This window comes from Sphingobium sp. IP1, from assembly GCF_002708645.1.
Classification (GTDB): Bacteria; Pseudomonadota; Alphaproteobacteria; order Sphingomonadales; family Sphingomonadaceae; genus Sphingobium; species Sphingobium yanoikuyae.
Window position 1 is genome coordinate 1 of record NZ_NOIW01000118.1, and the last position, 14,998, is coordinate 14,998.

Here is a 14,998-nt window from a genome sequence, read left to right on the forward strand (position 1 = left end):
AAGAGCAGCGCCAGCCCGGCGCCACCCAGCCCCACCCACAGCGCATGCAGAAAGCCCTGCCGCGCCAGCCACCACCCCGTTGGCACAAGCGACAGCAGCGCCGGCCAGCCCCAGCACCATGGATCCGCCTGCCCCGTGCGCCAGGCAACCGCCAGACCGGCGAGCAGCATCAGCGTCGCCGGCAGCAATAGGGTAAGCAATCGCGAAAGACAGCGAACGAACGACATCATCGCCCGTCAGGGCGTCTGCGGCGTGGGTTCCTGGTCCATCGGCTTGCGGATCTTGGGATCGGGCTGCAGATCGGGGACGATCGGCGCCATTTCCGGCGCGGGCTGCACCCCCAGTTCGGCGAGCGGCTCCTTGGGCGTGGTGGCGGCGACAGCGGCATTGACGTCGATCGTCGGCACGGCCGGCGGCGCGGACGCAATATCGTCCACCCGCGCCTTGTCGATGACGATGTTCGCCAGTCCGACCAGCAGAACAACACCTGCCAGGCCGGTCAGCCCTATCTGAACGCGCTGCAACCCCTCCTGTCGGCGGGAATGATCAGCCATGAACATGCTCTATTTTATGCCGCCGCGACCCGTGTCGGCCCGTCAATTGTGCGCGAGCCAGGGGAATATCGTCAAGCCCTTCGATTCGAGCCACTGCCGGTTGTAGAGGGTCGACAGATAGCGGAAGCCGGTATCGCACAGGATTGTCACGATTTTCTTGCCCGGCCCAAGCTGTTTCGCGAGCGCGACCGCGCCCGCGACATTGATGCCCGACGACAGGCCCAGGCACAGCCCCTCTTCGGCCAGCAGGCGGCGGACCCACTCCAGCCCTTCCTCGTCGGAAATGCGGAACTGGGTGTCGATCGGCGCGCCTTCCAGATTGGCGGTGATGCGCCCCTGGCCGATGCCTTCGGCGACTGAATTACCCTCCGCCTTCAACTCGCCATGGGCGTAATAATTATAGAGCGCCGCGCCATGCGGATCGGCGAGGCCGATGACGATATTCTCGTCATGCGCCTTGAGGCCAAGGCCCACGCCGGCGATCGTGCCGCCGGTGCCCGCCGCACAGATGAAGCCGTCGATCCGCCCTTCCATCTGGGTCCAGATTTCCTCGGCCGTGCCGACGATATGCGCCTTGCGATTGGCGATATTGTCGAACTGGTTGGCCCAGATCGCGCCCTCCGTCTCCTCCGCCAGGCGGCGCGAGGTGTGGACGAAATGGCCGGGGTTGGAATAGGGCGCCGCCGGCACCGTCACCAGTTCCGCGCCCAGCGCGCGCAGCGTGTCCATCTTTTCCCGGCTCTGCGTCTCGGGCATGACGATGATCGACTTGTACCCCTTGGCATTGGCGACCAGCGCCAGGCCGATGCCGGTATTGCCGGCCGTCCCCTCGACGATCGTGCCGCCGGGCTTCAACAGCCCCTTCTCCTCGGCATCATTGACGATGAACAGGGCGGCGCGATCCTTCACCGATGCGCCGGGATTGGCGAATTCGCACTTGGCGTAGATATCGCATCCGGTGGCTTCGGACGGACCGGCGAGACGCACCATCGGGGTATTACCGATCAGGGCGAGGCTATCTTTCTGGAGCAGCATCCCCCCCGCATAGCGGAGCCGATACGTGCTTGCCAAGCAAGGGAATGCTGCATCACGAAAAGAGCCGGTTTGCCCCGGCTTTGCGCGCCGGTCGCCCGCCCCCGATCCAGGGTCGGCCCGATTCCGTGGAGGAATTGGAAAGGAAAATCGGCTATGGCCAGGGCCGCGCGGCAATCGGGCCCGCTCGATACCGGCTGGATGATGCGGCTTTCGCGACAACAGGAACGATGGATCTGGCATGGCGGCCTGGGCGCACTGGCGCTTGCGGTGCTGGTCGTGCCGCATCTCATCACCGCCGCGCCGCTCGACATGCTGGCCGAGGATCATCATGGCCCCGACCCGGCCGAGCAGGCGGGCGCCAATTTCCCCGGCTCCGCCTTCTTCTATGCCGAGGGCGCCTTCGATCCGGCGCCCGGCGCACTCACCATCCAGAGCCCGCATGTCATGGGCCTGGCCGAGGTCAAGGCAGCGCCGGCTGCCACCTTCCGCGGACTCACGGCGACCGACAGCTATCGCGCGCTCAACTGCCTGACATCGGCCATCTATTATGAAGCCGGGAACGAGCCAGAGGAGGGCCAGCGCGCCGTGGCACAGGTGGTATTGAACCGCGTGCGCAGCCCGCTCTGGCCCAACAGCGTCTGCGGCGTGGTCTATCAGGGGTCGGAACGCACCGACTTCCACTGCCAATTCACCTTCAGCTGCGATGGCGCCATGGCCCGCCTGCCCAACGCCGTCGCCTGGGTCCGCGCGCGCGGCATCGCCCAGCAGGCATTGTCGGGCAAAGCCTATGCCCCGGTGGGCCTTGCCACCCATTATCATACGCTGGCCGTCCGCCCGGCCTGGTCCGCCACGCTGCAGCCGGTTGCCGTGATCGGCGCCCATATCTTCTATCGCGGCATGGGCTTCAACGGCACACCCGCCGCCTTCGGCGACGCCTATCCGGGGCGCGAACTGATATCCGGCCCTACCCGCCGGATCTGGCCGGTCCAGCCGGTGACGCCCGTCGAACTGATGAGTGCGGGACCGGCAACCGCCTATGTGCCCCTGCCGGCGGTCACGCCCTCGACGCCGGCGCCCCAGCCCGCGCCCGCGGCGCCCCTTGCCGCGCCGATCGACAATCTGCCGGAATCGACGATCCGCCCCGAATATCGCAACAGCGGCCGGCCGCTCGGTTGAACCGCACCATCTTTTTGCGCTCGCCTGGCGAGATTATTTTAGGTTAATATCCAATCAACCAGCGAAATGCCTGAAAACAAGGGCAATTAAAATTCGCGATCGGGAGCGGAAATCGGGAACCACCCGCTTTGCCGCTCGTTCTGCATTTCGGATAGCAAATCTTTTGCCCCCCGCTCTTGCTATCCAAAAAATATGAGCCCGGAACGCATCATCCCCCCCCGACGCGTTCCGGGCTCAGACTTTTTCGGGCCACCCTCCATCATCGTCGAACCAGCGCCAGCCGGCGGAACCCTTCCCGTCCAGGCGTGTTCTCCAGCGGTCACCGATATGGCTCGCCATGCGGTCGGCCGATATTTCGGAAGGAGAAACCGATGACCAAGACAATCGTCACCGCCCTGCTGCTCACCGGGTCGCTGCTGGTATCCGCCTGCAACACGGTGGAAGGCGCTGGCAGGGACGTGCAGAGCGCCGGCAAGGCCGTCGAGAAGTCGGCCAACTGATCACATAAAAAGGCCCGCGTTTCGCGGGCCTTTTCTTATGCGGAAACTTCCTCTGCCGCCGCTTCTGCGGCGGCCCGTTTCGCCTGGCTGCGATCGGTGAACCAGATCGCGACCAGCGTGATTTCGTAGAGCAGCAGCAGCGGGATGGCGAGCATCAGCTGCGACACCACATCCGGCGGGGTCAGCACCGCGGCCAGGATGAAGGCGCCGACGATCATGTAGCGGCGCATGCCCTTGAGCTGATCGCGCGACACGAAGCCGGCCCGATTGAGCAGCATCAGCAGCACCGGCAGCAGGAAACAGATGCCGAAAGCCAGGATGAACTGCATCACCAGTCCCAGATAGCTGTCCGCACTCGGCAGCGCCTCGATCTGCAACCCGCTTGCATTCCCCTGATAGCCCAGGAAGAAATGGAAGGCAGTCGGCATCACCACGAAATAAGCCAGGCTCGCGCCCAGCGCGAACAGGAAGGGCGTGGCGATCAGGAACGGCAGCAGCGCCTTCTTTTCCTTCGCATACAGGCCCGGCGCGACGAACGCCCAGAGCTGGTTGGCGATGATCGGGAAGGACAGGCAGAACGCGCCGAAGGCCGCGATCTTGATCTGCACGAAAAAGGCTTCGTAGAGCTTGGTGTAGACCAGCTTGCCGCCGGCGTCGCCAAAGGCCTCCTTGAGCGGATGGACCAGGATGGCGAAGAGCTGTTCGGAGAAATAGAAACAGATTCCCCCGGTGATGAACAGCGCATAGACGCATTTGAGCAGGCGGCTGCGCAGCTCGATCAGATGGTCCAGCAAGGGCGCCTTGCTGTCGTCAATCTCGCCGATCATGCCGCCGCATCCCCCTGCTTGGGCGCCACCGGCTCCTCGGCAACATAGGGTGGCTTGTCCGCCACCGGCGGCGGCGCGGCCTCCGCCACATAGGGCGGCGCATCGACAGCGGGTGCCGCCGGCGCTTCCGCCACATAAGGCGGCTTGTCGTCTACAGCCGAAGCAGCGGGCGCATCGCTGGCCGAACCATGCTCGATGACCTGGGTTTCGGGAACCTGGGTCTCGGGCGGATGCTCGGCCATGATGCGCTTATTCTGCTCGGCCCATTTCTTTTCCAGCTCTTCCAGCTCGACTTCCCGCACCATGGCATCAATGCCGGTGCGGAAATGCCGGGCCATGCCCTGGGCCTTCCCCACGATCTGCCCCACCTTGTAGAGCGCGCGCGGAAGATCCTTCGGGCCGATCACGATCACCGCAATGATCACGATCACCAGAAATTCGGTCGAATCGATGCCAAACATGCGCGACTACCAGCCTGCGTTAGAGATCAGGCCTTGGTCTTTTCTTCGGTTGCGCTCGGCGCATCCTGTTCGGGCACGCGATGACCCTCGATCCGGGTCGCGGGCTTTGCCGGCGTCGCGTCGTCCTCGTCGTCGGCCATGCCCTTCTTGAAGCTCTTGATGCCCTTGGCCACGTCACCCATCAGGCCGGAAATCCGGCCGCCACCGAACAGCAGCATGACGACCAGGAGCACGATCACCCAGTGCATCAGCGAGAAAGAACCCATTTTCACATACTCCTGAAAGGAGGCCTTTCTAGGCCTCTTCCTCATCCTTTTCCAGAACGGATTGACCGCCCAGACCCTCCAGCGCCAAATCCACCGGATCCAGCAACCCCGCAGCCCGCAAATCGTCCAGACCCGGCAAGTCCCGGCGGCTGCTAAGGCCAAAATGTGACAGAAACTCTACGCTGGTCGCATAGATGAGTGGGCGACCCGGCACTTCGCGCCGCCCCACCGGACGCACCCAGCCGGCCTCCATCAGCACATCCAGCGTGCCCTTGGCCACCTGAACCCCGCGAATCGCCTCGATCTCCGCGCGGCTCACCGGCTCATGATAGGCGATGATCGCCAGCGTCTCCATCGCCGCGCGGGACAGCTTGCGCGTCTCGTCCCGTTCCCGCCGCAGGATATGCGCCAGGTCGGCCGCCGTCTGGAAATGCCAGCGCCCGCCCCGTTCGACCAGATTGACGCCGCGCCCGGCATAATCCTGCGCCAGCCCGGCCAGCGTCGCGGGCAGGTCGCCGCCATCGCCGACATGGGCACGCAGTTCGGCGGGCGTCAGCGGTTCCTCCGACGCGAACAAGGCCGCCTCCACCGCGCGCGCGAAATCGTCCATCTCCCGGATCACCGCAACTGCTCCCATTGATCGCCCAACAGCGCCGCCCGCAGATAGATCGGCTCGAATATTCCGTCCTGCCTTATGTCCACCCGCCCCTGCTTGGCCAGTTCCAGCATCGCCACGAAGCTGCTGGCCAGCGCCGATTTCGCCATCGGTCCGTCGCGATCGTCGGGCAGGAAGGATTCCAGGGTCGTCCAGTCGAGCGCCGATCCGACCAGCGCACTCACCCGCTGGATCGCCTCGTCCAGGGTCATGACTGGCCGCACCGCGACCATATGCACCACCGGCTGGTTACGCGCGCGGATCTGGCCATAGGCCTGGATCAGATCATAAAGGCTGGCGCTCCACTTCGCCCGCCGCACCATGTGCAGCCCCTCGGGCCGGGGGCGGACGAACACGTCGCGCCCGATTCGATCGCCGGCCATCAGCCGCGCGCCGGCCTCGCGCATGGCGTGCAGCCGTTGCAGCCGCAATTGCAGCCGCAGCGCCATTTCCTCGGGACTGGGCTCGGGCTGCGCTTCCTTGGGCAGCAGCATCGCCGATTTGAGATAGGCGAGCCAGGCCGCCATCACCAGATAGTCGGCCGCCAGTTCCAGCTTCAGCTGCCGCGCGCCATCGACATAGGCCAGATATTGCTCGACCAGCGCCAGGATGGAGATTTCGCGCAGATCGACCTTCTGCGTCCGCGCCAGCGCCAGCAACAGGTCGAGCGGCCCCTCCCAGCTTTCGAAGCTGACGGTCAGAACCTCTGCGGGCGTCGCGGCCGGGGCGGTGAAGAGATCGTCCATCGCCCCCGCGTCCGCGATCAGGCCGGAACCAGCGCGAGCAACGTGTCGCGGGTCGCCAGCAACTCCTCGAACGGCGGCAGGTCGGCCACATGGGCCGACGCCATCGCCCGATCGAGCCGCGCCCGCGCAGCCGGCGTGATCTCCGGCAGCAGATTGGCAATGCCGACCATATCGTCCATCCGCCCCCAGCAGTTGAGCGCCAGGTCGCACCCGGCCGCGACCACGCCGGCGGCCAGTTCGGGGATCGAGCCCTTGAGCGCCTTCATGTCGAGATCGTCGGACATCAGCAGCCCGTCAAAGCCGATGCGCTGGCGAATAATCTCCTCGATCACGATCGGCGACAGACTGGCCGGCCGGTCGGCATCCCAGGCGGTGTAGACGACATGGGCGGTCATGCCCATCGGTGCATCCTTGAGCGCGCGGAACGGCGCCAGGTCGGTTTCCAGTTCCTCCGTCCCGGCATGGACGACCGGCAGCTCCAGATGGCTGTCGACCAGCGCCCGGCCATGGCCGGGCATATGTTTGACGATGCCCACGACATTGCCGTCGGCCAGCCCCTCGATCATGGCGCGGCCAAGCGCCGCGACGCGCATCGGCTCGGCGCCCAGCGTCCGGTCGCCCATGATGTCGCTCGCGCCCTCCTGCCGCACGTCCAGCAGCGGCAGCGCATCCACCGTGATGCCGACCTCCGCCAGCATCAGCGCGAGCGCCCGCGCATTGGCCCGCGCCGCCGCGATCGCGCTGGACGGCGCAATGTCATAGAGGCGGTCGAACACGGCGCCGGCGGGAAAGCTGGGCCAGACCGGCGCCTGCATCCGCGCGACCCGGCCGCCCTCCTGATCGATCATGATCAGCAGGTCGTCGCGCCCGTGCAGCGCGCGCAGTTCGTCGGTCAGCGCCCGCACCTGCGCGCGATCGGCGATGTTGCGCTTGAACAAGATATAGCCGGCCGGCTGCGCCTCGGCAAAGAAGGCGCGCTCGTCGGCGGTCAGGGTTTCGCCGGATAGGCCGAAGATGACGGGTTTCATGACGCCGATGCTAATGACTAAGGCGCGGGCTGTCGACGCCCGCGCCCTGTTTGGGTCAATTGACGATGATGCAGCTTTCGCCCGCGACCTTCAGCTTGCCGCAAACGGTGCCCGCCTGCCCGCCGGCGCTGGCGCGCAGGCGATAGACGGTGCTGCCGCCCACTTCGGCCGGCTCGACCGACATGGCGAGCGGCGCCAGATAGGCAAAGCGCTTCGACAGGCGGCCCCAGGCATCCTTGGCGCCCGACGCGCTGCCATAGGCGCCCAGCTGGATGACGCCGCTGCCGGCGGCCTTGGGCGTGGCCGCCTTGGGCGCGGCCCTGGTCTCGTCCTCAACCTTGGCGGTGACGCTCTGCGCGGGCTTGGCGGGAACAGCGGGCTTGGTGCCTGCGGGGGCGGCGCCGGTCGGAGTGATCGGCGCCTCGGGCACGCGGCTCGGGTCGATCTGGCCATCGCGGGCCACGCCCTCGCTCGCGGCGAAGCTGGCATCGCCCTCGCCCTGGAACTTCTTGGCGTCCGCTTCCTTGGCCGCGATCTTGTAGTCGCCCTGTGGCGCGGCGATCAGTTGCCCCTCGCCCGCGCCACCGCCATTGCGGTTCTGCAGCCACCACATGCCCGCGACCACCGCGCCGATCAGCACCAGCCCCAGGATGATGAGGCCCAGCAGGCGCAAGGGCGAAATCCGCTCCTCATCCGCCTCGTCGAGCGCAGGCTCCAGCCAGGGCAGCCGGTCCTCGTCATCGAGGTCAAGTCGCCCACGTGCATAGTCACCCATTATCGAAACTCCGCTCGGCTCACTGCATTTCGGTCAGCGCGACCACGCCCATCAGGGCAAGGCCGTTGCGGATGATCTGCCCGATTCCGCGGCTCAAGAAAAGCCGGGCCGAGGTGAGGGCCGGATCGTCCGCCAGCACGACGCGCGCCCGCGGATCATCATTGCCCATATTCCACCAGCCATGGAATGCCGAAGCCAAGTCATTGAGATAGAAGGCAATACGATGCGGTTCGCGGGCCTGCGCCGATCCTTCGACGACACGCGGGAACTGCGCCGCCAGCTTCACCAGGTTCAGCTCCGCCGTCCCAAGCAGGGACAGGTCGGGCGCGGGAAGGTCGATCCCGGCCTCCTCTGCGCGGCGGCCGAGCGAGGAAATGCGGGCATGGGCATATTGCACATAGAAGACCGGATTGTCCTTGGACGCTTCCACCACCTTGGCGAAATCGAAGTCCATCTGGGCATCGGCCTTGCGCGTCAGCATGGTGAAGCGGACGACATCCTTGCCCACTTCGCGCACGACATCGGCCAGCGTGACGAAATTGCCGGCGCGCTTGGACATCTTCACCGGCTCGCCATCGCGCAGCAGGCGGACCATCTGGATCAGCTTCACGTCGAACCGCGCCTTGCCCTCGGTCAGGGCGGCGACGGCGGCCTGAATGCGCTTCACCGTGCCGGCATGGTCAGCGCCCCAGATGTCGATCAGTTGATCGGCGGTCTGCGCCTTCTGGAAATGATAGGCCATGTCGGCGCCGAAATAGGTCCAGCTGCCATTCGACTTCTTGATCGGCCGATCCTGGTCGTCGCCGAACTTCGTGGAACGGAACAGCGGCAGTTCCACCGGCTCCCAATCGTCGGGCAGTTCGCCCTTGGGCGCTTCCAGCACGCCGTCATAGACCAGATCATGGGCACGCAGCCAGGCTTCGGCCTCGGCCGGCTTGCCTGCCGCCTGCAGTTCCGCCTCCGACGAGAAGATGTCGTGGTGGATGCCCAGCAGCGCGAGATCGCTGCGGATCATGTCCATCATCTTCGCAACGGCAAAGGTGCGGAACAGGACCAGCCAGTCACCCTCGGGCGCGCCGACGAACCTGTCGCCATATTCGGCGGCCAGCGCCTGCCCCACCGGCACCAGATAATCGCCCGGATAAAGCCCCTCGGGGATCGCGCCGACATCCTCGCCCAGCGCTTCGCGATAGCGGACATGCGCGGACCGGGCGAGCACGTCGACCTGGCCGCCGGCATCATTGATATAATATTCGCGGATCACCTTGTGCCCGGCATATTCCAGCAGGGTGGCGAGCGCGTCGCCGACCACCGCGCCGCGGCAATGGCCCATATGCATGGGACCGGTGGGGTTGGCCGAGACATATTCGACGTTCACGGTCGTGCCCGCGCCGAAATCGGACCGGCCATAATCGGCGGCTTCGGCATGGATCGCCGCCAGTTCGGCGCGCCAGGTCGGGTCGGTCAGGGTCAGGTTGATGAAGCCGGGGCCGGCGATGCTGGCCGCCTCGACCTCGTCCAGCGCCTGCAGCTTGGTCACGATCGCGTCGGCCAGCGCGCGCGGATTGGTGCCCGCGGGCTTGGCCAGCACCATCGCGGCGTTGGTGGCCAGGTCGCCATGGCTGGGATCGCGCGGCGGCTCCACCGTCACCGGCTTGCGGTTGAGGCCGGCGGGCAGCGTGCCTTCAGCCTCCAGCGCGTCGAGCACGGCATCGAGATGGGCGGTGAAACGGGTGTAAAGGGACATCAAACTATCCTGCGTCACAAAATCCGTTCGTCCTGAGTAGCCCCTTCGACTGCCTGCCAAGGCAGGCGCTCAGGACAAGCATTGAGCGCAGTCGAAATGGCGTATCGAAGGATGTATGTGACACAAGATGCTTCGATATGGGCCTTCGACTTCGCTCAGTCCCTACTCAGCACGAACGGGGAAAAATCTAAGCGGAAACGACCTTAACGGGTCGCGTTATATTTGAGCTGATCCTGGGTCAGGTTGAAACCCACGAGCAGCTCGAAGCTGGTTCGCTGCAGCGCCGCCTTGACGTCCGGCTGGGCGAAGGGGTCGATCGCGGCATCCGCGTCGCCCGCCTTGCGCTTCTGCGTGATCTTCTGCTGAATTTCCGGCGGCAGCGTGGCCGATGCCTTGTCGACATAGGAGCCGGCCGTCGCGGTCGCGGTCGCGCGATATTCGCCCGGCGCGAAGTTCAGCGTCACCTGGCCGATCCGCTTGGCGACGACGGCGCTGCCGCCGCGCACGATCGCCGAGAAATAGGGCAAGGTCACCTGGCGCGCGGCGCTGGCGTCGTTGCGACGCGCATTCACCACGAAGGTCGCCTGGGTATAAAGCTGGGCGCCATCGGAACAGGTCGAGCGCAGATCGGTGATGTTCGCCACCACGTCGATCGCGGAAGCATCGCGGCTCTGGGCCGGGGGGGCCCGGCTTCCTTATCCATCCCCCGCCGCCCACGCAACACAAAGCGCGGTGATTTGCGTTGGCCCTTCCTTCGGGCGCGCCATTGCCCTAAGCCGCCCCCATGACGCAGACCCCCGCCCCTCGCCCGCCGATGACCCTGTTGATCGCTGCCCCGCGCGGCTTCTGTGCCGGTGTCGACCGCGCCATCATCATCGTCGAGCGCGCGATCGAGAAATATGGCGCGCCGGTCTATGTCCGCCATGAAATCGTCCATAACAAGTTCGTGGTCGACAGCCTGAAGGCCAAGGGCGCAATCTTCGTCGAGGAACTGGATCAGGTGCCCGACGGCGTGCCGGTCGTCTTTTCCGCCCATGGCGTGCCCAAGGCGGTGCCGGCCAAGGCGGAGGAGCGCGGCCTCGACTATCTCGACGCCACCTGCCCACTGGTCAGCAAGGTGCATCGCCAGGCCGAACACATGGTGACCGCCGGCCGCCACATATTGTTCATCGGCCACAAGGGCCATCCGGAGGTGATCGGCACCTTCGGCCAGGTGCCCGACGGCACGATGACGCTGATCGAAACGGTCGAGGATGCCGAGGCCCTGGCGCCCACCGATGCCGACAATCTCGCCTTCCTGACCCAGACGACCCTGTCGGTCGACGACACCGCCGCGATCGTCGCCACGCTGGAGCGCCGCTTCCCCTCGATCATCGCGCCCAAGGGCGAGGATATCTGCTATGCGACGTCCAACCGCCAGACGGCGGTCAAGGCGATCGCCGCCCGCTGCGACGCCGTCTATGTGATCGGCGCGCCCAACAGCTCCAACTCGCTGCGCCTGGTCGAGGTCGCCGAGCGCGAGGGCACCCCCGCCCGTCTGATCCAGCGCGCCGAGGAAATCGACTTTGCCTGGCTGGACGGCGTGACGACGCTGGGCCTCACCGCCGGCGCCTCCGCGCCCGAAATATTGGTGCGCGAAGTCGTCGACCGGATTGCGGAGCGCTTTGCCGTGACCGAGGAACAGGTGGAAACCGCGCAGGAGAATATCTCCTTCAAGCTGCCGCGCGGACTGGAGGTCGCATAACCCCCATGGCCGTTTATACGCACGTTCCCGCCGAAGAGATTGACGCCTTCCTCACCCGCTATGATGCCGGCCGGCTGGTGTCCGCCAAGGGCATCGCCGAAGGGGTGGAAAACAGCAATTATCTGCTCGAAACCACCGGCCATGACGGAAACGGCCACCGCTATATCCTGACCCTCTATGAAAAGCGGGTGGATGAGGCGGACCTGCCCTTCTTCATGGACCTGCTCGACCATCTGGGCGCGCGCGGCTGCCTGGTGCCGCGCTTCATCGCCGACACCGATGGCAAGCGGCTGCAACAGCTGGGCGGGCGCCCGGCCTGCCTGATCGAATTCCTGACCGGCATTTCCGTGACCGAACCGACCCCGGCGCAGGCGCGCGCCTGCGGCGTGGCGCTGGGCGAACTGCACAAGGCGGCGCAGGGCTTTGCCGGCGAACGGCGCAATGCGCTCGACAAGGATGGCTGGCATGCGCTGGCCGCCAGGTGCGGCGATGATTTCGACCAGATCGCGCCGGGCCTTGGCGCCCGCGTGGCGGAGGAACTGGCCTTTCTCGACGCCCACTGGCCCGCCGATCTGCCCCGTTCGGTGATCCATGCCGACCTGTTCCCGGACAATGTCCTGATGCTGGGCGATGACGTCACCGGCCTCATCGACTTCTATTTCAGCTGCACCGACATTCGCGCCTATGACCTGGCCGTCACCCACAGCGCCTGGTGCTTCAGCAATGACGGCGCTACCTGGTATGGCGACCGCGCGGTCGCGATCGGCGCAGGCTATACCGCCACCCATGGCCTGACCGATGCGGAACGGGCCGCCTTCCCGATCCTGTGCCGCGGTGCGGCGCTGCGCTTCCTGCTCACCCGCGCCTATGACTGGATCAACACGCCCGCCGATGCACTGGTGACGCGCAAGGATCCGCTCGCCTATCTGCGCCGCATGGATTTCTACGCCAAGGCCGAACCGGCGGAGTTGCTCGGCGCATGAGCGACCTGCCGCAAGTCCAGATCTTCACCGATGGCGCGTGCAAGGGTAATCCTGGCCCTGGCGGCTGGGGCGCGGTGCTGCGCTTTGGCGACCAGGAGAAGGAAATCTCCGGCGGCGAGGCGATGACCACCAACAACCGCATGGAGATGATGGCCGCGGTCGAGGCGCTCAACACGCTCAAGAAGCCGTGCCAGGTGACGCTCTACACCGACAGCAAATATGTCATGGACGGCATCACCAAATGGATTTTCGGCTGGCAGAAGCGCGGCTGGAAGACGGCTGACAACAAGCCTGTCAAGAATGTCGAGATCTGGCAGGAACTGGTGAAGGCCGCCGCCCGGCACAAGCTGACATGGCAATGGGTCAAGGGCCATGCCGGCCACCCGGAAAATGAGCGGGCCGATGCCCTCGCCTGCGCCGCGGCGGAAAGCTTCCGCAAATAGGGACGGACGGGGAGGTCACCCTCCCCGCGCCGCACGGATTATTCGGCTTCTTCGATCGGCGCGCCGGGGCCGTTCTTCAGGATCGACTCGATCGCATTCTTCGCGCTCGCCTTGGAGCTGTAGCCTTCGGTCCAGAAGATGATCTCGGCATTATATTTGAACTTGGCCACGAACTCGCCGGCCTTGTTCTTCTCGATCACGAACTTGTGCGCCATCATGCTCTCCTGCTGGTTGCGCTATCGAAACCGTTCGGGAGCATAAGCAGCGATATCGAGGCTGGCAATCGCCTGCGGCATGGCCGCGCCGGTCAACAGGCTGGCGCCCAGCAGCGCCGCCGCCGGCGCGGTCTGGATGCCGAAACCGCCCTGCCCGGCAAACCAGAAGAACCCCTCGACCGCCGGCTCGAAGCCATAGACCGGCACGCGGTCCGGCGCGAAGCTGCGCAGCCCGGCCCATTTGCGCTCGACCGCCGCGATCCGCCAGTCGACCGCCGCCTGGAACCGGTCGATGGCCTGCGCGATCGCCAGTTCCTCGGGCGCGGCGTCACAGGGGGGCGAGGCAACCTCGTCATGCGGCGTCAGCCAGATCCGCCCCTGCCCCTCGGGCTTGAAATAGAAGCCGCCCTGCATGTCCATCACCAGCGGCATCTCGTCGGCTGGCATATCCTCCAGCCGCAACTGCACCACCGTCCGGCGATAGGGCGTGATGCCGACCGGCGCGACACCGCAGGCCACAGCGACATCGTCCGCCCAAGCCCCGGCGGCATTGACCAGCAGGCCGCATTCGATCGGCCCGTCACGGGTCTCGATCCGCCAGCCATCGCCCTGTCGTTCCGCGCGCTCCAGCCTTGCCCCCAGCCGCATTTCGCCGCCCAGCTTGCGGAACCGACGCAGATAGGCCTGATGCAGCGCCGCGACATCGATGTCGCGGCAACTCGGTTCCAGCACGCCCAGCACCCAGTCGGGCCGCAGCCCCGGCACCAGACTGGCCGGATCGACCGGCTGCAATTCGACCGCCCCGGCAAAATCGGCCAGCAGCGCGTCGCGCAAGCCTTCATCCCCGGCCCGGCCGATATGCAGCGTGCGGCGCGGCGACAAAAAGGAGCCATCGAAGAAATCGGGATCGGGCGACTCCAGCAACACGCCCGAGGCCGTGGTCAGCGGCTGGACCACCGGCCCGCCATAGGTTTCTTCCCAGAAGGCGACCGATCGCCCCGTCGCATGATAGCCGGCGCTGTCCTCCATCTCCAGGATCAGCACCCGCGCCGTTTCCGCCAGCACCCCGCCCAGGCTGGCGCCTGCAATCCCGCCACCGACAATCACGATATCGGGTCTGTTCAACGGGCAACCTCATCCAGGAAACGGTCGATCCGCCCCAGCGCATCGAGCCGCACCGGGTCGAGCTCGCGCAAAATTTCATGCGCGGCCTCGCGCCCATAGACATGCAGGCGGGCATCGGGCAAGCGCGCCGCGATCCGCCGGATCGCCGGCGTCGCCACCAGCCGGTCGCAACTGGCCGCCAGGACCAGGGTCGGCACCGCGATTCGCTCCGGCCCGTTTCCCGCCCCCAAGGCGCGGGTCGACTCGAGCGCCCGCCGCACCCAGTTCCAGCTCGGCGGCCCCAGCGCGATGTCCCGGCTATGGTCCCGCCACCAGATTTCATCGGCGTAGCGATCGGGATCATGGGTCAGCCGCTTCTGCCGCATCTGGCGCTGCCGCTCGCTCTCTTCCTTCTGCGTCCAGGCCTGCTTTTCCCCCTGGCCGATCGCGCACATGAAATTGGCGATCGCCACCGCCAGCCAGCGCGGCAGCGGGGCCGTATGCAGCCCAAGCATCGGTGCCACCGCAACGGCCGCATCCGGCTCGGGCAGTCCCTCTGCCAGCGCCCGCAGCAGCATATGCCCGCCCATGCTGTGGCCCAGCATGACCGTCGGGCCACTGCCCTCCGCGCGCCAATCATTTGAAAGCGCGCGCAAATCGCCAATCCACCGGGCGAAGTCGTCGATATGGCCGCACAGCGGATCATCGGTCAGCCGGCCCGACCCGCCCTGCCCGCGCC

At 66.1% G+C, this 14,998-nt stretch carries 18 protein-coding genes and 2 pseudogenes; 5 read left to right on the forward strand and 15 right to left on the reverse strand.

What is annotated here, in order from left to right:
* The 3 genes and pseudogenes from CG471_RS25295 to CG471_RS25305 form a co-directional block, all read right to left on the reverse strand.
* A pseudogene (locus CG471_RS25295) lies at positions 1-200 on the reverse strand (ABC transporter); the annotation flags it as partial.
* 36 nt (positions 201-236) lie between these two features.
* Positions 237-554 carry a hypothetical protein gene (locus CG471_RS25300; protein WP_004207970.1) on the reverse strand — a complete coding sequence of 106 codons (318 nt, stop codon included), beginning with the start codon at positions 552-554 and terminating at the stop codon, positions 237-239.
* A 42-nt stretch (positions 555-596) separates the two neighbouring features.
* Positions 597-1,589 (reverse strand): cysteine synthase A, encoded by a 993-nt coding sequence (locus CG471_RS25305; RefSeq protein WP_037510479.1) that lies wholly within the window; start codon positions 1,587-1,589, stop codon positions 597-599.
* A gap of 198 nt (positions 1,590-1,787) precedes the next feature.
* Between CG471_RS25305 and CG471_RS25310 the strand changes: the two genes are divergently transcribed.
* Together CG471_RS25310 and CG471_RS25315 are read left to right on the forward strand one after the other, a co-directional pair.
* Entirely contained in the window at positions 1,788-2,765 is a 978-nt protein-coding gene (locus CG471_RS25310; RefSeq protein WP_099234171.1) for a cell wall hydrolase, read from the forward strand.
* Positions 2,766-3,136: 371 nt separating this feature from the next.
* Complete coding sequence (locus tag CG471_RS25315) at positions 3,137-3,265, forward strand: entericidin A/B family lipoprotein (protein ID WP_004207973.1); 129 nt, start codon at positions 3,137-3,139, stop codon at positions 3,263-3,265.
* Positions 3,266-3,300: 35 nt separating this feature from the next.
* On the opposite strand, the gene tatC is transcribed toward CG471_RS25315, so the two are convergent.
* The 9 genes and pseudogenes from tatC to CG471_RS25360 form a co-directional block, all read right to left on the reverse strand.
* Entirely contained in the window at positions 3,301-4,092 is a 792-nt protein-coding gene (tatC, locus tag CG471_RS25320) for a twin-arginine translocase subunit TatC (protein ID WP_037517214.1), read from the reverse strand.
* Positions 4,089-4,553 carry a translocase gene (locus CG471_RS25325; RefSeq protein ID WP_099234162.1) on the reverse strand — a complete coding sequence of 155 codons (465 nt, stop codon included), beginning with the start codon at positions 4,551-4,553 and terminating at the stop codon, positions 4,089-4,091. Before CG471_RS25325 ends, tatC begins: the two co-directional genes overlap by 4 nt.
* Before the next feature lie 26 nt (positions 4,554-4,579).
* Entirely contained in the window at positions 4,580-4,819 is a 240-nt protein-coding gene (locus CG471_RS25330; protein ID WP_004207976.1) for a twin-arginine translocase TatA/TatE family subunit, read from the reverse strand.
* 28 nt (positions 4,820-4,847) lie between these two features.
* The gene (scpB, locus tag CG471_RS25335; protein ID WP_010336265.1) at positions 4,848-5,429 is read right to left on the reverse strand and encodes an SMC-Scp complex subunit ScpB; all 582 of its coding nucleotides are present in this window, start codon (positions 5,427-5,429) and stop codon (positions 4,848-4,850) included.
* Positions 5,430-5,437: 8 nt separating this feature from the next.
* A complete protein-coding gene (locus CG471_RS25340; RefSeq protein ID WP_099234163.1) occupies positions 5,438-6,220 on the reverse strand; it encodes a ScpA family protein in 783 nt (260 codons plus the stop codon).
* A gap of 17 nt (positions 6,221-6,237) precedes the next feature.
* On the reverse strand, positions 6,238-7,248 hold the full coding sequence (gene nagZ / locus CG471_RS25345) for a beta-N-acetylhexosaminidase (RefSeq protein ID WP_099234164.1): 1,011 nt from the start codon (positions 7,246-7,248) through the stop codon (positions 6,238-6,240).
* Positions 7,249-7,303: 55 nt separating this feature from the next.
* On the reverse strand, positions 7,304-8,023 hold the full coding sequence (locus tag CG471_RS25350; RefSeq protein WP_099234165.1) for an SPOR domain-containing protein: 720 nt from the start codon (positions 8,021-8,023) through the stop codon (positions 7,304-7,306).
* A 19-nt stretch (positions 8,024-8,042) separates the two neighbouring features.
* The gene (gene argS, locus CG471_RS25355) at positions 8,043-9,770 is read right to left on the reverse strand and encodes an arginine--tRNA ligase (RefSeq protein ID WP_099234166.1); all 1,728 of its coding nucleotides are present in this window, start codon (positions 9,768-9,770) and stop codon (positions 8,043-8,045) included.
* 203 nt (positions 9,771-9,973) lie between these two features.
* Positions 9,974-10,450, reverse strand: a pseudogene (locus CG471_RS25360) (hypothetical protein); the annotation flags it as partial.
* A gap of 104 nt (positions 10,451-10,554) precedes the next feature.
* On the opposite strand from CG471_RS25360, the gene ispH reads away from it, so the two are divergent.
* From ispH to rnhA, 3 genes are read left to right on the forward strand one after another with little or no spacing between them, the layout of a single operon-like run.
* The gene (gene ispH, locus CG471_RS25365; RefSeq protein ID WP_099234167.1) at positions 10,555-11,514 is read left to right on the forward strand and encodes a 4-hydroxy-3-methylbut-2-enyl diphosphate reductase; all 960 of its coding nucleotides are present in this window, start codon (positions 10,555-10,557) and stop codon (positions 11,512-11,514) included.
* A 5-nt stretch (positions 11,515-11,519) separates the two neighbouring features.
* A complete protein-coding gene (gene thrB, locus CG471_RS25370; protein ID WP_099234168.1) occupies positions 11,520-12,497 on the forward strand; it encodes a homoserine kinase in 978 nt (325 codons plus the stop codon).
* Positions 12,494-12,940 carry a ribonuclease HI gene (rnhA, locus tag CG471_RS25375; RefSeq protein WP_004207986.1) on the forward strand — a complete coding sequence of 149 codons (447 nt, stop codon included), beginning with the start codon at positions 12,494-12,496 and terminating at the stop codon, positions 12,938-12,940. The genes thrB and rnhA overlap by 4 nt, the downstream gene beginning before the upstream one ends.
* Before the next feature lie 38 nt (positions 12,941-12,978).
* Here rnhA and CG471_RS25380 read toward each other — a convergent pair whose 3' ends face one another.
* The 3 genes from CG471_RS25380 to CG471_RS25390 form a co-directional block, all read right to left on the reverse strand.
* Positions 12,979-13,155: a DUF1508 domain-containing protein gene (locus CG471_RS25380; protein WP_004207987.1), complete on the reverse strand. Its 177-nt coding sequence runs from the start codon at positions 13,153-13,155 to the stop codon at positions 12,979-12,981.
* Positions 13,156-13,176: 21 nt separating this feature from the next.
* Positions 13,177-14,280 carry an FAD-binding oxidoreductase gene (locus CG471_RS25385; protein ID WP_099234169.1) on the reverse strand — a complete coding sequence of 368 codons (1,104 nt, stop codon included), beginning with the start codon at positions 14,278-14,280 and terminating at the stop codon, positions 13,177-13,179.
* Positions 14,277-14,998: alpha/beta fold hydrolase (locus CG471_RS25390; protein WP_099234170.1), on the reverse strand; the 722-nt coding region annotated here is incomplete at its 5' end. The genes CG471_RS25385 and CG471_RS25390, both read right to left, overlap by 4 nt.

Bases quoted from the DNA above. Each gene is read 5' to 3' on its own strand.
- CG471_RS25380 (WP_004207987.1), bottom strand. From the start codon at position 13,155: ATGGCGCACAAGTTCGTGATCGAGAAGAACAAGGCCGGCGAGTTCGTG.
- CG471_RS25350 (WP_099234165.1), bottom strand. From the start codon at position 8,023: ATGGGTGACTATGCACGTGGGCGACTTGACCTCGATGACGAGGACCGG.
- CG471_RS25325 (WP_099234162.1), bottom strand. From the start codon at position 4,553: ATGTTTGGCATCGATTCGACCGAATTTCTGGTGATCGTGATCATTGCG.
- scpB (WP_010336265.1), bottom strand. From the start codon at position 5,429: ATGGACGATTTCGCGCGCGCGGTGGAGGCGGCCTTGTTCGCGTCGGAG.
- nagZ (WP_099234164.1), bottom strand. From the start codon at position 7,248: ATGAAACCCGTCATCTTCGGCCTATCCGGCGAAACCCTGACCGCCGAC.
- CG471_RS25310 (WP_099234171.1), top strand. From the start codon at position 1,788: ATGATGCGGCTTTCGCGACAACAGGAACGATGGATCTGGCATGGCGGC.
- CG471_RS25330 (WP_004207976.1), bottom strand. From the start codon at position 4,819: ATGGGTTCTTTCTCGCTGATGCACTGGGTGATCGTGCTCCTGGTCGTC.
- CG471_RS25305 (WP_037510479.1), bottom strand. From the start codon at position 1,589: ATGCTGCTCCAGAAAGATAGCCTCGCCCTGATCGGTAATACCCCGATG.
- rnhA (WP_004207986.1), top strand. From the start codon at position 12,494: ATGAGCGACCTGCCGCAAGTCCAGATCTTCACCGATGGCGCGTGCAAG.
- CG471_RS25340 (WP_099234163.1), bottom strand. From the start codon at position 6,220: ATGGACGATCTCTTCACCGCCCCGGCCGCGACGCCCGCAGAGGTTCTG.
- CG471_RS25315 (WP_004207973.1), top strand. From the start codon at position 3,137: ATGACCAAGACAATCGTCACCGCCCTGCTGCTCACCGGGTCGCTGCTG.
- CG471_RS25300 (WP_004207970.1), bottom strand. From the start codon at position 554: ATGGCTGATCATTCCCGCCGACAGGAGGGGTTGCAGCGCGTTCAGATA.
- ispH (WP_099234167.1), top strand. From the start codon at position 10,555: ATGACGCAGACCCCCGCCCCTCGCCCGCCGATGACCCTGTTGATCGCT.
- tatC (WP_037517214.1), bottom strand. From the start codon at position 4,092: ATGATCGGCGAGATTGACGACAGCAAGGCGCCCTTGCTGGACCATCTG.
- thrB (WP_099234168.1), top strand. From the start codon at position 11,520: ATGGCCGTTTATACGCACGTTCCCGCCGAAGAGATTGACGCCTTCCTC.
- argS (WP_099234166.1), bottom strand. From the start codon at position 9,770: ATGTCCCTTTACACCCGTTTCACCGCCCATCTCGATGCCGTGCTCGAC.